A 13,924-nucleotide genomic window follows, 5' to 3' on the forward strand; every position below is an offset into this window, starting at 1 on the left:
GCCGCCCCGCCCGCGGGCCGTGACCGTCCCACGCCCCCGTCACGCCCCCGGATGCCCCCGCCGCGCCCTCGGATCAGGTACCCGTCGGCTGCAGCTGCTCCGGTGCCCCGCTGGTCAGCTGGGTGATCCAGGGCGTCTTGGCCTCGCCCAGCCTGACCTGCTTGTCGTCCCAGCTGCCATAGCGCGGATTGACATCGATACCGAGCCGCTCGGATGTCTTCGTCAGCTCGGCGAGGACCGTCTGCTGGCCCTGCGGCGTCGTGGTGTTCGCGCCGAGCGCCACGGCCAGCTTGGTCAGCAGCACCTCGCGGCGGATCGCCGTCTCGATCTGGTCCGCGGACAGCGCGCCCTGCTGGAGCAGCATCGCGGCGAACTGCTCCTCCCCGCCGGACTGGGCGGCGGCCTGCTGCCGGGTGGTCTGGATCTCCTTGCGGCTGACCGTGACCCCGGCGTTGTCGGCGGCCTCCTCCAGCACCCGGTCGAAGATCATGCTGTTCAGCTTGGCCTGGCCGAGCTGCCCGGTGTTCTTGATCAGCTCCTCGGACTCCGGCGCGTTCCGCTGCGCGTCGCGTACGTCCCGTACCTGGGCCTGGAGCGCGGACACCTCGATCCGGTGCCCGCCGACGACGGCCGCGGCTCCGGGGTGGGCTTCGTTGCCGCAGGCGGTGAGGAGTGGGGCCGCGGCGAGAAGCGCGACGGAGACGGCGAGCGCGGTGCGACGACGGCGGTGCAAAGGGGGCCTCCCGGCGTGATTGTGCGGCGATGCACAAGGCCTTGCAGTGATCGATGGTAGGCAGTGGACGTGGCCTGGGCCACTGGTTCGACCAACGATTCACCAGGAGATCGGGGCACGGATACCGATCGGGGCGCGGATGCCGGGCGCGCGGGTGCCCCGCCGCCCGGCACGCGGCTCATTCACCCGGCGGACGCTTCCCCGCCCGCGCGGCCGTCGCCGACCGGAACGCCTCGAACCGGTCCGTGTCGGGGTCCACGAACTCCAGAATGTCCAGGGCCGTCTCCGTGTCCCCCGAGACGGCCTCGCGGTAGAGCGACCAGATGCCCTCGCGCGCCGCCGCGCAGCACTCCTCCTCCAGCTCCGGCTCGCCCGCCTCGCTCTCGCTGCGATGCGACTCGCCGGTCACGAGCTGCCAGAGCGTGGTCAGCAGATGACCTCTGACATAGGACGGCAGGTCCTCGGTGAGCGCCGCCAGGATCACGGGTACGGCGTGCGGGGCCACCTGGAACAGCATCGACTGCTCTTCCAGGTGTCCCGCGAGCCCGTACCCGGCCGTCTCCTCGACGCTCCTGGCCTCAAGGAGCCGGGTGAACGTCTCCGGGAGATGCGCTCCCGACTCGCGGCATCCGCAGCGGAGGGCGGCCCAGTCGTGGCGGGCCAGCTCGATGAACGACGCTCTCATCGCGCCCCGCCGATCATCCAGGGTCCCTTGGGGTCGTAGAGCACCCCGGGGACGAAGTTGTCGGGTGAGTAGTTCCCCTGGCAGACGGTACAGATCTCCTTCTCCTGGAGCACCTTCCCCAGCCCGTCGCCGATGTCCTCGCGCCGGACCGCCCGGGTGAAGATCACGTCGTCGGCCCCCCAGCCTGTCGCGTCGAGAATGTTGGGTTCCGCGCAGCTTCCGTTGCCCGAGCAGCCTACTGCGATGTCGCCGGTGTCCCGGTGGACGGCGGCGGTGTACGTCCGTGACTTCGCCTTGCCCGTGGCGGCGCGCGCGGCCTCGTCCCGCAGTGCCGTCGCGTCGGAGATCCGCCCGTCCATGTCCCAGTTCCCCTGGGCCCGGTGGACGCTCACCGTGGGCTGGAACTTGCCCTGGGGACCTCTGGTGCCCTTACCGGCGGCGCAGTTGTGGACGAGGGCGGCCGAGGGGCCCGCGGCCACATAGAAGGTGTGCGCCCTGTCGACGCTCAGGTTGTGGACCGTCGCCTGCTGCGTCCACGCCTGGACCGTCTCGACCTGGACCCAGCTGCCGTTGCCCGTCCTGAGCCACTGGCCCGGCTTCAGTTCGCCGGCCTTCTGCCACTTCTTGAGGTCGGGGACCCAGAAGGAGTGGCCTTCCGTGGCCGTGATCGTGTCGGTGGCGTCGCCCTTGTCGCCGTCCGTGTCGACCGTGAGCTTGACGAGCCGCTTCAGGCCCTTGCCCTCGATCGTCTCGGTGACCTCCTGTGCGGAGGTCTTTCCGGTCGTCGGGTCCGTGGCCGTGACCTTGTCGCCCGCCTCGACGTCCTCGATCGGTTTGCGGGTGCCGTCGGCCATCACCACTTCCGTACCGGGTACGAAGCTGTTCCCGGTCAGGTCGGCGGCGAGCTGGAGACAGGACACGGCCGTTTCCACCGTCTCGGCCGCGTCGCCGATCCGGTCGGCCGCCTTGGCGATGTCGTCCGCGTACTTCATCGCCTTCATGCCCATCCGGCCGGCCTTCGCCGCCCGGACCGCGCCCGCGCCCACGCCGCCCAGGGCCAGGCCGCCCACCGTGGCGACGGCCCAGGCGCAGGCCTCCATGTCGCCCTTGGTGACACAGTTCTTGATGTCGTTGAAGCCGGTGACCTCCCCGACGACATTGCCGACCGCCTTCACCCCGTCCCAGACCGCCGGGGCGACATCGATGGCGTAGTCGACCGCCGTCGAGACGGACTCGACCACGATGCCGATCTGTTCCACCGCCGCGTCGCGGATGGCGTTGGTGACCTTGGCGACGTCCGCGATGACATCTCGGGTGGCCGAGACGATGATCGCCGGGAGGTTGGGGTTGGCCGTGACGATCGCGTGGGCCACCGCCATCAGCGGTTTCGCCGCCGCCACGATGTCCGGGATCGGGTTGTGCTTGGCGACATACGAGGCGACCGACTTGGCCTTGCGGGTGATGGCCTCCCGGGCCGCCTGGACCTGGGCTTGGGCCTCCGCCGCTTTCTGTCTGGCCCAGTCGGCCGTCGAGGAGGCCACCGCGTTGATCTTGCTGCCGACCCATTTCGTCGCGTTGACGACGGCGTTGACGGCCGTCTTCAGGCCCGACTTCTCGTACACCCACTTCGCGGCGTTGCCCAGGGCGTTCTTGGCGATCCTCAGCGCGGAGAGCGGATGGCGCACGGTGTAGACCGCCGCGTTCCACACCGTCTTCGCGGTCTTGGCGACGATCTTCCCGGCCTTGCTGTTCTTGACCTTGTTCCAGGTCTTCTTGCACCAGCCGCAGCTGGGCCAGTTGCCGTCCGGGTCGGTGAAGTTCGTCGGTGAACCGGCGCCGTACGTATAGCGGTTGGCGAGGATCGAGGCGCCCGAGGCGTAGGTGTACGCGTCGCGCGAGTCGAAGGTGCCCGTGCCCGGGTCGTACCAGCGCGCGCCCATGTTGACCTGGTCGGTCTCCGGGTCGGTCCAGTCCCCCTGGAAGCCCGCCCTGCCCGCCTGGTCGGACGCCCCCGCCGTGCCGATCGTCGCGCCGAAGGGGTCATACGCCGTCGAGGACGCCAGGGATGTCTGCGCGCCGTTCGTCGGGGACATGCCGCCGACCACATCGCCGTGCTTGTCGGTCACGGACAGCTGTGCCGCGCCGCCCTCGGCGACCGAGAGCAGCTCGTCCGCCGCCCCGCGGCCGTAGGTGGCCGAGTTGTCCTTGACCGGGTCGGGGGCGAATCCGGCGTAGGTGAAGTCCGTGCCGTTGCGGTCGGCCACCCGGTTCAGCGCGTCGTAGGTGTACTCCGTCCCGGACTCGCCCGCCTTCGTCATCCGGTCGAAGGCGTCGAAGGTGAACTCCTCCGCCAGTCCCGAGCTGGTACGGGAGGCGAGGGTGCCGCGCGCGGTGTAGTCGTACGTGTAGTCCCCGTCGGACAGCAGCCGGTTGCGTTCGTCGAACGTGGCGTTCTTGGCGCCGTTCTTGACGCGGTTGCCGCTGTCGTCCCAGCCGTACTCGGTCGTCGCGCCGTCCGCCGTCCAGGACGTGAGCCGGCCCGCCTGGTCGTAGCCGTAGGTGTTCTCGCCGGCCTTGGCCGTGCCGGTGGTCGTCTTGCCGGTCAGCTGGTCGTTCGTGTCGTAGTCGTAGTCCGTGGACGCGACGGCCGCGCCGCCGCTGCTCTTGACCGTGTCGGTGTCAAGACGGCCCAGGTCGTCATAGGTGTACGCGCGCGACTGCCCGGCGCCGTAGTCGACCCGCTCGACCGCGCCCGCGCCGTCGTAGTCGTAGCTCTGCTGGACGCCCGTCAACGGGTCCTTCGCGCTCGCCAGTTGCTGGCGCGCGTAGGTGAAGGTCGCGGTTCCGGCGGCGTCGGTGCGCTCGGTCAGCCGGCCGTCGCCGTCGTAGCTGTACGAGGCGTCGCCCGACGGGCCCTCGGCCTTCAGCAGCAGGCCCCGGTCGTTGTACTCGTATCCGTTGTCGCCCTTGGGGGACGACGCCTTGGTGAGCCGGCCGGCCGCGTCGTAGCCGTAGCGCTTCTCGGCCGTGGCGGCCTCGGCGCCCGCGCCGCTCTCCCGGATCAGGTTCCCGGCCTTGTCGTACTCCCGCTCGCGCGTGACCCCGCCCGGCGCGGTCACCTTCACAGCCTGGCCGGTCGCGTCGTAGGCCGTCGTCCAGGTGCGGTCGGCGGGCGACGGGTCGCGCGCGGTCGACGGCTCGATGACGGACTCGGGCAGGCCGAGCGTGTTGACGGTGTAGACGGTGCTGTTGCCGCGTCCGTCGGTGTAGCGGGTGCGGTTGCCGAGCGCGTCGTAGCCGAAGGACGTGGTGATCGTTTTGGTGTCCGAGACCGGTTCCGTCTGGCTGGTCAGCCGGTCCAGCGCGTCATAGGCGTAGGTCGTGCTGCGGCCCAGCGAGTCGGTCGCGCTGATCAGGTTGCCCGCCGGGTCATAGCCGTAACCGACCTTGCGCAGCTCGCTGTTGGTGGCGTCCAGGTCGGCGTCCCTGACCAGCTGGCCGAGCCCGTCGTACAGCCTCGACGAGGTCCGTCCCTTGCCGTCCGTACGCCGCACCTCGCGCCCGGCGATGTCGTATCCGAACTGGGTGACCACGCCCGCCGCGTCCGTCAGCCGGGTCAGCTGGCCGAGCGCGTCATAGACGAACTGGGTGGCGGCTCCGCCCGGTGCGGTCTGCTTGACCACATTGCCCGCGTCGTCGTAGTCGTTGCGGGTGGTGAAGGAGCCCGGCTGCGGGCTGCGTTCGATCCGGGTGGTGGTGACCGGCCGGTCCATGTCGTCGTACGTCGTCTCGGCCCGCGCCCCGTTCGGGTCGGTGACCGAGAGCACCTCGCCGGTGCGGGTGTACGTGTACGACCAGCGGGCGCGGTCGTCGCCGGTACCCGAACCGGTCGGCTCGTCCCGGACCATCAGCCGGTTCTGCCGGTCGTACTCGTAGCGCGTCACCCGGCCCAGCGGGTCGGTCGACTCCTTCACATTGCCCAGCGCGTCGTAGGAGCGGGTGACGGTCGGGGTGACGGGGGTGGTGGAGCCGGGCGCCGTGTAGCCGGGCGCGGTGGTGGAGACGAGCCGGCCGAGCCGGTCGTAGGCGGAGCGGTTGATCCGGCCGAGCGCGTCCACCGACTCGGTCGCCGCGCCGAAGGTGTCATAGCCGGTGTAGGTGGTGGGGCGGGTGGTGACGGGCGCGCCGCCGCCGGACTCCGTCCGTACCTCCGGCGCCTTCGTGGACAGCGGCCTGCCCAGCTCGTCATAGCCGAACTCGGTGGTACGGCCGCCCGGGTCGGTCCGGGAGATCGTCAGTCCGCGCTGGTCGTAGCCGTACTTCGTGGTGCGCGACTCGGTGCCGTTCTCGACGGTCTCCTGGACCGCGTTGCCCGCGTCGTCGTACTGGTAGCTGACGGTCTCGGGGTTGACGCTCACCGGCCACGGCACATTCGACGCGAGCCCCCCGGAGGCGGAGGTCTTCACATTGCCCGCGAGGTCATAGGTCAGCGTGGTGCGGCGGGCCGCCCCGCTCGGGTCGGTGACCGTCGACTTCGTACGGCCCACCGCGTCATAGGTGTACTGCGTGACGAGCTTGCCGTTGGCCGCCGTCTCGGTGAGGACATTGCCGGCGCCGTCGTAGGTGTTGGCCTCGATGACGAGGTCGCGCTTGGTGCCGTCGGGGTTGTGGAAGTCCTTGAGGGTGACGGACTTGACCAGGTCGTCGCCGAAGTACTCGTAGGCGACGGTGCGGCCCATCGAGTCGGTGTTCCTGGCGACCCGGCCGCCCATGTCGTACGCGAACGACTCCAGGACGGTGTAGCCGTCGTCCCCGCCGTCGTCCTCCCAGTCGCGCAGCCGCGTCTCGGCCATCATGTTGCGCGCGGTGTAGAGGTAGTCGAAGTGATTGCCGTTGGCGTCCACCATCGAGGTCTTGTTGCCGAAGACGTCGTAGGTGTACGTGGTCTCGCTGCCCTCGGCGTCGGTGACCGTCTCGGGACGGCCCCGGTCGTCGAGGGCGAAGGCCATCACGCGCGTCGCGTCGCCGCCGAGCAGATCGCTGACCTCGGTGCGCACCACATTGCCGTCGGCGTCATAGCTGGTGGCGGTCTTCTGCTGGTGCTTGCCGAGGGTGACGGCGTTGGTCGCGGCCGGATCGGTGACGGTGGCGACCCGGGAGAGCTTGTCGTAGGTGAAGGTCGTGGTGACCCCGGCCGGCTGGGCGTCCGAGACGGTCGTCTCGGTGAGCTTGCGGCCCAGCGCGTCGTAGGTGTACTTGGTGATCTGGCCGGACGGTTCGGTCAGCTGGGCCAGGTCACCGCTCTTGAAGTACCGGTAGCGGGTGACCTTCCCGAGCGGGTCGGTGGTGGTCAGCGGCAGTCCGGTGGCCGTGTTGCCGCCGTCGACCGCCGGTTCCGCGCCGGTGGTGTACGTATGGCGCACGGTCCCGCCGTCGGGCGCCGTCTGGCTGAGCAGCGCCCCCTTGTCGTTGTACTGGTACTGCGTGCGGTAGCGGTTGTCGGTGACGCCGGTGGAGCGGCCGTCGCGGGTCTCGGAGGGCTGGTCGGCCCGCAGGTCGAAGTCGCCCGTCGCCACCGGATAGGTGGTGTACGCGGTCTGGCAGTCGTCCTTGGCCCGGCAGGTCGTACGGCGGACCACATTGCCGCGGTCGTCGTAGCCCAGCGCGACGGTGTCACCGTTCTCGCTGGTGATGGCGGTCTGGAAGCCCTTGTCGTCATAGCCGAACGTACGGATGGCCACGCCGTCCGCGGGGTGCCGGATGAAGTCGGGCTCGCTGCCGCCGTCCCCCGGCGGATTGGTGCAGAAGGCCGGGTCGCCCGGGTCCGGCTTGGTGCAGATCTCGCCCGGCGGCTCCGGCGGCGCCGAGGGCGACGGGGTGGCGGGCTCGCGGGCGCCCAGCGCCATCGGTTCGCCGTAGCGCAGCATCCGCGAGGTCAGGCCGTCGTACTCGTAGAAGTAGGGGGCGTCCATCGGGTCATGGACCTCGACGGTGCGCCGCAGGTCCTTGTCGTTGCCGAAGACCGCGGGCGTGCCGATCTTCCAGGTGCCGCCGTTGCGGTCGGTGTACTCCTCGACGCGGTCGCGGGAGGTGTCGTACTGCACCTCGGCGGCGGTACGGCCCGACGGCAGCGTCGTGGACGTGAGCAGATCGGCCGCCCGGCCGCCCTCGCGGTAGTGGTTGGCGACGGCCGCCGCGCCCAGCGGACGGTGGTAGACCGCGACATCGTCGATGGTGCCCGCGAAGGACTTGGCGGCGGTGGTGCCCCAGCCGGGCCAGGACGCCGGGGTGACCGGACGGGCGGCGCCGATCTGGTTGTACGTCAGATCGTTCTGGGTGAGCTGGGCGCCGGTGAGGGTGCCGGAGAGCTTGCCGTCCAGATACAGGCTCTGGGTGGAGCCGGAGACGGAGAGCACGGCGTGGTGCCACTTGCCGTCGTTGACGTTCTTGGTGATGTCGGTGATGGGCGCGGCGGTGCCGGTCCAGAACTGCCCGCGCAGCTTGCCGTCGGTACCGACGTAGAGCAGCGGCGCCCCGCTGGTCGGGGCGGTGCCCCAGGCCTTGTTCTGGTAGCCGACGAGCGGACCGCCGAGGCCCGACGCGATGGTCTTGAACCAGACCTCGACCGCCGCGTCACGGCTCTTCTTGAGGGTGCCCGAGGGCAGGTCGACGCGGGAGGTGGTGCCGTTGAACGTGCCGGCCGTGCCGGGGTCGCCGGTGATCCCGCCGGCCGCGCCCAGCGTCACATCCGTGTAGGTGCCGCGGTCCTTGCCGAGGTTGACCTCGACGGCGCTGTTCGCGGCGGCGCCCTCCGCCTCGCCGAGCCGCCAGTAGGACTCGGGGCGGGAGTCGAGGACGGTGGAGCGGTAGTGGCTGCCCGCGCCGTAGCCGTAGCGGGTACAGCCGGCCGCCGGGTCGCACACCGAGTCCAGCCGGTCGCCGGTGTAGGTGTAACTCCAGCTCAGCGCGGCCCCGTCGACGGCGTTGGTGGCCACCTTGGTGACATGCGCGCCGGTCCAGGTGAAGGTGAGGGAGCGGCCGGTGCGGGCGTTGACCGCCGTCGAGATCTTCCCGCCGGAGTAGGTGTAGTTCACGGCCGTGGAGAACGGGTCGGTGACCTTCACCAGCAGACCGGACGAGCTGAAGTCGTAAACCGTGCCCGACTTGTCCTGAAGCTTGTACGTACCGGCCGCGGCGTCCGCCGTCAGCTTGGCGAACCGGCCCGGCGGCGGGGCGAACGTACCGTCCGCGTTCTTGCCGAAGCGGACGTCCTGGCCGTCCGGGTAGCGGATGACGACATTGCCCGTACCGTCGTCGTCGGGGGTCAGCCGCATGTCGTACCGCGTCGACCAGCCCGCGCCGAAGGCGGCGTCGCGCCTCGGGTCCAGGCTGTTGTACGTCCGTACGAGCGTGAGGTCCGGGCCGACCCCGGCCACGGACGCGTCGATGGCGGCCGTGGTGAAGTTGCCGACGTTCGGGTCGAACTCCTTGCCCTGGGCCTCGGCGAGCCGCGAGGTGATCTCGGGCTGCGGGACGGCCGCGACCAGCGCGACCTGCGCGGTCGGCACCTCGTTCGACGCGTCCTTGACGAAGCCGCGCCACAGATAGGTCGTGCCCCACTTCAGCCGCCCGGCGGGCACCGGATACGCGGAGCCCGACTGGTAGGCGGAGGTGGTGCAGGCGGTCGGCTTGCCGTCCTTGTCCGACTCGCAGATCTCGAACTTGTACTGGAGCGACGAGCCGGGCGGCGCGTCGACGTCGACACCGGCCGCCCACAGCTGCGGGGTGAGGGTCTGCGCCTGGTAACCGTTGGGCGGGAACTGCTCCTTGACCACCGGCGCGATGTCGAAGACCTGGAGGACGAGCCGGCCCGGCGGCACCTGCTCGTCGGTGAAGACCTTGCCGCCGGTGCGGACCATCGTGAAGTCGAGCATGTAGGTGCCCGGCGGCAGTGCCTTGATGGTCGCGTCGAAGGTGATGCGCCCGCCGTGGGCCACCTGTCCGGTGACATCGGCCGCGCGCTGCTGGGTGACGAGCTTGCCCTTGGAGTCGTACGCGCGGTAGGCGAGGTAGTAGCCGCCCGCGGTCCAGGTCTCCGCGCCCTTGTTGGTGACGGTGACCTTGACCTTGCCCGCCTGGTTCTGGAGGACCGGCGGGTCGGGCACCGGCTTGGGGAAGGAGTACGTCGCGTTGTACGGGGAGTGCGTGACGAACAGCTTCGGCGGGTTGGCGGTGGTGTCGCCGGTGAACTTCTTGAACCCGAGCGGGTCGCTGGCCGAAGCGCGCAGCGAGAGCCCGTAGTTGGGCTGGCTGCCGTCCACCCAGCGCTGCACCAGGTCACGGCCGCCCTTGCCGAGGTCGAACAGCTCACCGGCGGCGGGGCAGCCGGACTTGGACGAGCCGACGGCGATGTATCCGTACGCGAAGGACTTGGAGGCCAGCGAGCCGCCGACCGAAGGACCGGGGTACGAGCCGCCGGTCGCGGGCGTCCAGGACTGGGTGACCGGGTGGACGGAGACGGAACGGGGCTTGCAGGAGGCCGCGTCGTAGTTCACGACCTGGAGCTGCGCACCGAAGATCTTGTGGTTCCTCAGCTCCGTGTCGAGGCCGGGGAAGCCGAGATAGGAGGCGGTGGAGCCGGCCGTGCCCTTGCCGACGTGCAGTTCGTTCGACCCGGCGACCGCCCCGTTCTCCGTGACGTACATGGAGCGGGAGGAGGCGGTGGTGTCGACGGACGGGTCGACCCGGACGGGGAAGGCGCGGGCCGGATCGGTGAGCCAGTCGCGGTCGGCGCTGACCCGGAGGGCCTGGCCGCCGTCCCGCGCGATCAGTTCGTAGCGGACGGCGTGGGAGACCGCGCCGTTGGCGTCCTCCATGAAGCCGGCCGGGATGACGGCTTTCGTGCGGCCCTTGCTGTCGGCGAGTACGACGGAGCCCTCGCCGCCGTTCTCCGCCGTGCCGTTCTGTGCCGTGCCGGGCTTCGCGGTGAGGCCGGTGAGTGTGAGCGGGAAGTCGAAGCTGGTGGGGGCGTCGGTGGAGCGCAGGACGAGCGTCTCCTTGACCCCGCCCGCCCGCGAGTCCAGCCACAGATCCGTCTCCGGCAGGACCTCGCGGTAGGTGACACGGCTGTCCGCCGCGCCGTCCTCCGCACCGGTCTCCGGCGTGGCGGCTCCCTTCGCGGCGGCAGCACCGTCCAGCCCGTACGCGAAGGACTCGCCGGTGGGGAGGGTGACGGCCGCGAGCCGGTCCGCGTCCGCCCGGCCGGCGAGCCGTACGCCGACGGACCCGGCCGCGCCCGCCCAGCCGCCGTCCGTCGCGACCAGCGCGGGGTCGACCGGACGCCAGGCGCCCGCGCTGTCGCGGTAGTGGAGCGGGGTGGTGGAGAGTTCGGTCGTCTCGGTGCCGTCGGCGTTCGCGTACGTCCGGCTGTGCGCGGCGCGCTCGGAGACGATCTCCTTGCTGGTCGCGCGGTCGAAGCCGGTGACGGCGGGCGCGGGCGGCGTGGCGACGGTGGCGGTGTTGCGCTCCTCGTCCGGCTTCCGCACCGACGGCGCGCGCAGCGGGTACTTGGCGCGCAGCGACTGCCCGGTGGTGCGGTTGGTCCCGTCGGCGACCAGATGGTCCCGGCCCTCGGCGCTGCCCCAGCGCTGCCCCGGCCCCTTCGCGGCGGGCAGCGGCTCGGGGAACAGCGGGAACCCCACCCCGGCCACCGCCAGGGTGCCGACGGCGACGAAGCCGATCGCGGCGAGCGCGATCAACTTGACCCAGCCAGTACGGCACAGACGGGCCATCAGGAACTTCCGGACATGCCTCCGGTACACCGGCACGGTCCCCCCACCGATCCGAGACGAAACGATCAACCAGATGATGAGGACGATGTGATGGACATGTCGAGACCCGCACTCAGGGTTCACCTACTGGCCTTATTCGCGGGGACGTTGTTCACCCGGCCGCTACCGCACCGTTCACCCGAGGACGCTTAGCGTCCAGCGCATGACTCTCAATTCGCCCCGAAGAACCGGGCGTTGGACGGCACTCGCCACGGCGGCGGCGGCCGCCCTGCCCCTGCTGGTCGCCCTTCCCGGCGCCGCGCACGCGGCCGTGCCGCTCACCTGCAACACCAGCGGCCCGACCTACGCGGTCGACTCGGCCGGCAAGCTGCTGCGCCAGGACATGCCGTCGCCGGGCGTCGGCAACGCCCTGCCCGCGCCCACCACCATCGACACGGGGTGGTCCGTGTACGGCAGGATGCTGGCCGGTCCCGCGGGCGCCTTCTACGGGATCAAGTCGGACGGCATCTACTACAGCCACCGCATCAGCGCGACGTCCACCTGGGACGTGCACCACAAGAAGATCAGCACCGGTTTCAGCGAGTTCCGCACGGGGACCCGGACCGACGACATCACGATGGACCGCGGCGGGAACCTCTGGACGTTCTCCCCCGACAGCGGCGGGCTGCGCTGGTGGCGCTATGACGCCGCGGCCGATGACTTCGTGAACGACGGCGGCAAGATCGTCGACATGGGGTGGGACCGCTACGACGCGATCTACGCCGGTGACAAGGGCGTGGTGTTCGGCCGCGCGGCCGCCGACGGCAAGCTCTACCGGTCCCGTTACGACTACACCAGCCAGCGCTGGCTGGAGCGCCATGTCCTGGTGTCCGCCGCGGACTGGAGCGACACCAAGTACATGAGCTCGTACGGCGGGGACACGCTGTTCCGGGTCAAGGGCAACGGCGAGGTCCGCTACTACCGCTACGACGAGACGCTGGGGAACTTCCCCGTCTACAACAAGCTGGTGGAGAGCAGCGGCTGGGCGGCGTACACCTCGGTGTCCACGACCCCCGACTCCTGCCGGCTCGACTCCAACCACACACCGGTGTCACCGGCCGTGCCGCTGGAGTCGTACAGCCGCGGCTCCGCGATGCGCTCCTCCTCGGGCGCGCTGGAGTACGCGTACACCGACAACATCGGCCGCCTGGTGTACGGCAGGCAGACCGACCCGTCGGACTTCAACGGCGTCAAGTGGACGACGATCTCCGGCAACGAGGCCTTCACCGGGCAGCCGGCGCTCGCCGAACACGCGGACGGCCGGGTCGTGGTGAGCGCGCACAACACCTCGGGCAGCGTCTGGCAGCGCAACCAGGCCGCCGTGTCGTCCGCGGACTGGGGCGACTGGATCAACCTCGGCGGGGCGATGGCACAGCACGCCGTCACCGGGAAGACCCCGACGGGGCTGCTCGTCCAGTTCGCCTCGGACGCGAGCGGCAAGCCCTGGTACCGCATCCAGCAGCGCGCCAATGTGGACTTCATGGGCTGGATGCCGCTCGGCGGCAGCGGCTTCGAAGGACCGTTCACCGCGGTCACCGTCCGCGACGGGATCCAGCTCTTCGGGCGGAACGCCTCCGGCGTGCTGAGCACGGCCCTGTTCAAGGAGGCCGGCACGCTGTCCGCGTGGACCGCGCTCGGCGCGCAGGGCGTGACCGGCACCCCGGCGGTCGTCGTCTACCCGGGCTACCGTCTGCGGGTCTTCGCCACCGACGGCAACGGCACGGTCGTCACGACCGTCCAGTCCGCCGAGGGCGGCGCCTACGGGGCGTGGTCCACGATCGACGGGGTCACCGCGAAGGGCTCGCCCACCGCCGTGATCAGCCCGGTCAACGGGATCACCGAGGTGCTGGTGCTCGGTACGGACGGCACGATCCACAACACCGGTGAGGCGCAGCAGGGCACCGGGACCTGGCGGCCCTGGCAGCAGCCGACCACCGAGCAGGCGGCCACCGAGCCGACCGCGTTCGAGTACACGGACGCGGCGGGGCCGACCTGGGCCTATATGTTCCGTACGGCGGACAACCAGACCCGGGTGTACCACCTGGACCTGGGCTTCGCGCGGATGGCGCGGAGCGCTCAGGGCGCGGCCGGCTCCCCGGCCGACGGCTCCCCGGCCGACGCGCCGGTCTTCACCGGCCGGACGCTGCCGGCCCCGCCGGCGAAGTGACGGCGGGGGCGCCGGCCGCGGTCACGTGGCCGGCGCCCTCCCGGGGGCTCTCCGCCGAGGGGGCGCCCTGCCGCGGGCCGGGGTCCGGGCGGAGCATGATCGCGCGGGAGACCACGAAGGTGATGGGGATGGCCCCGGCCGCCGCGATCAGCGGCGCGTACCGGCTGCCGAAGTGCAGGACGTCCACCAGCACATAGACGCCGACCGTGGTGATGACGAAGTTCGCCGCGTTGGTCAGCGGGAACAGCAGGAACTTCCGCCAGGTGGGGCGCGTCCGGTAGGTGAACCAGCTGTTCAGGAAGAACGAGCCGATCATGCTCAGCACCGACGCGACGACATGCGCGGCGACATACGGCAGCCGGGTCAGCAGCAGCAGGTAGAGGGCGTAGTACGTACCCGTGTTCGCCGCTCCCACCAGCGCGAATCTGACCATCTGGATCCGGACCGTCATGTGCGTGCGCGCTCCCCCTCGTTACGGCTCCGGCGGAGGCCGCTTCACCCCAGGAGAA

General features: G+C 70.7%; 5 protein-coding genes. 1 reads left to right on the forward strand and 4 read right to left on the reverse strand.

The annotated features are described in order from the left end of the window. Positions 1-73: 73 nt before the first annotated feature. From ACFRKB_RS29560 to ACFRKB_RS29570, 3 genes are all read right to left on the reverse strand, one after another. The gene (locus tag ACFRKB_RS29560) at positions 74-733 is read right to left on the reverse strand and encodes a SurA N-terminal domain-containing protein (RefSeq protein ID WP_383109616.1); all 660 of its coding nucleotides are present in this window, start codon (positions 731-733) and stop codon (positions 74-76) included. Positions 734-911: 178 nt separating this feature from the next. Then, complete coding sequence (locus ACFRKB_RS29565) at positions 912-1,418, reverse strand: hypothetical protein (RefSeq protein ID WP_383109617.1); 507 nt, start codon at positions 1,416-1,418, stop codon at positions 912-914. Further along, entirely contained in the window at positions 1,415-11,209 is a 9,795-nt protein-coding gene (locus ACFRKB_RS29570) for a LamG-like jellyroll fold domain-containing protein (RefSeq protein WP_383109618.1), read from the reverse strand. The genes ACFRKB_RS29565 and ACFRKB_RS29570 overlap by 4 nt, the downstream gene beginning before the upstream one ends. A 202-nt stretch (positions 11,210-11,411) precedes the next feature. Between ACFRKB_RS29570 and ACFRKB_RS29575 the strand changes: the two genes are divergently transcribed. Continuing rightward, a complete protein-coding gene (locus ACFRKB_RS29575; protein ID WP_383109619.1) occupies positions 11,412-13,415 on the forward strand; it encodes a tachylectin-related carbohydrate-binding protein in 2,004 nt (667 codons plus the stop codon). On the opposite strand, the gene ACFRKB_RS29580 is transcribed toward ACFRKB_RS29575, so the two are convergent. Next, the gene (locus tag ACFRKB_RS29580) at positions 13,378-13,866 is read right to left on the reverse strand and encodes a GtrA family protein (protein ID WP_383109620.1); all 489 of its coding nucleotides are present in this window, start codon (positions 13,864-13,866) and stop codon (positions 13,378-13,380) included. The genes ACFRKB_RS29575 and ACFRKB_RS29580 overlap by 38 nt on opposite strands. Between the last annotated feature and the right edge of the window lie 58 nt (positions 13,867-13,924).

This window comes from Streptomyces scopuliridis, from assembly GCF_042790125.1.
Lineage (GTDB): Bacteria > Actinomycetota > Actinomycetes > Streptomycetales > Streptomycetaceae > Streptomyces > Streptomyces scopuliridis_A.